The sequence below is a fragment of the Methylobacterium sp. B1 genome, from assembly GCF_000333255.1.
GTDB lineage: Bacteria > Pseudomonadota > Alphaproteobacteria > Rhizobiales > Beijerinckiaceae > Methylobacterium > Methylobacterium fujisawaense.
Window position 1 is genome coordinate 1 of sequence record NZ_BACT01000500.1, and the last position, 1,009, is coordinate 1,009.

The window sequence follows — 1,009 nt, forward strand, 5'->3', positions numbered from 1 at the left end:
GTGAGCCTGCGGGCGGACCTGTTCCGGCCTGCGAACTTCGTGGATGTCGCCACGGGCAACGTGATCCAGGCGCTGGCGCTGGGCGGCGTGCTGGTGATGATCGTACTCCTCGTCTTCCTGGCGGATTGGCGGGCGGCGGTGATCAGTGCAGCGGCGATCCCGCTGTCGCTGATCACCGCCGCGCTCGTTCTCCAAGCCTGGGGCGAGAGCCTCAACACCATGACGCTGGGCGGGCTGGCCCTCGCCATCGGGGAGGTGGTCGACGACGCGGTGATCGGCGTCGAGAACGTCTCCCGCCGCCTGCGGGAGGCGCGGGGCGGACGGCGCAGCATCCCCCGCGTGGTTCTGGCCGCGATGCTCGAGGTGCGGACGTCGGTCGCCTACGCGACGCTCGCGGTGATCCTGATGTTCCTGCCCATTCTCGCGTTGACCGGCGTCGCCGGCCGGCTGTTCGGTCCGCTGGCGCTGGCCTACATCGCGGCGGTCGTCGCCTCGCTTCTGGTCGCGCTCACGGTCACGCCGGCCCTCGCGATCCTGCTCCTCGGCAGTCGTATGACGCGCCATGCGGGCGCCGCTCCGCCCGACCCGCCGGTGGTGCGCTGGAGCCGGGCTGCCTATCTGCGGCTGCTCGCCGGCATCGGGCGGGTGCCGCGGATCGCCATGGCCGGCGCGCTGCTGGTGACCCTTGCGGGGGCCGCCATCCTGCCGACCCTCGGAGCGGTGTTCCTCCCCGACCTGAAGGAGGGACACATGATCCTGCACATGGTGGCCATTCCCGGCACCTCCCTGCAGGAATCGCAGCGGCTCGGGACCCTGATCACCGGCGATCTGAAGGAGATCCCCGGCGTGCGCGCCGTGGCGGCGCAGATCGGGCGCGCCGAGGCCGCCGAGGATACCGCCGGGCCGCATTACAGCGAGATCCACATCGATCTGGAGTCCGGCCTCGACGGGGCTGCCCAGCGCCGCGTCGAGGCCGGCATCCGGACGCTGATCGCCGGCTTCCGGGGGC

General features: G+C 72.0%; 1 protein-coding gene. It reads left to right on the top strand.

Features of this window, described 5'->3' with window-relative positions; all coding sequences use genetic code 11:
* Positions 1-1,009, top strand: a 1,009-nt coding sequence (locus I53_RS14560) for an efflux RND transporter permease subunit (protein WP_043351886.1), incomplete at both ends; no start/stop codon positions are given.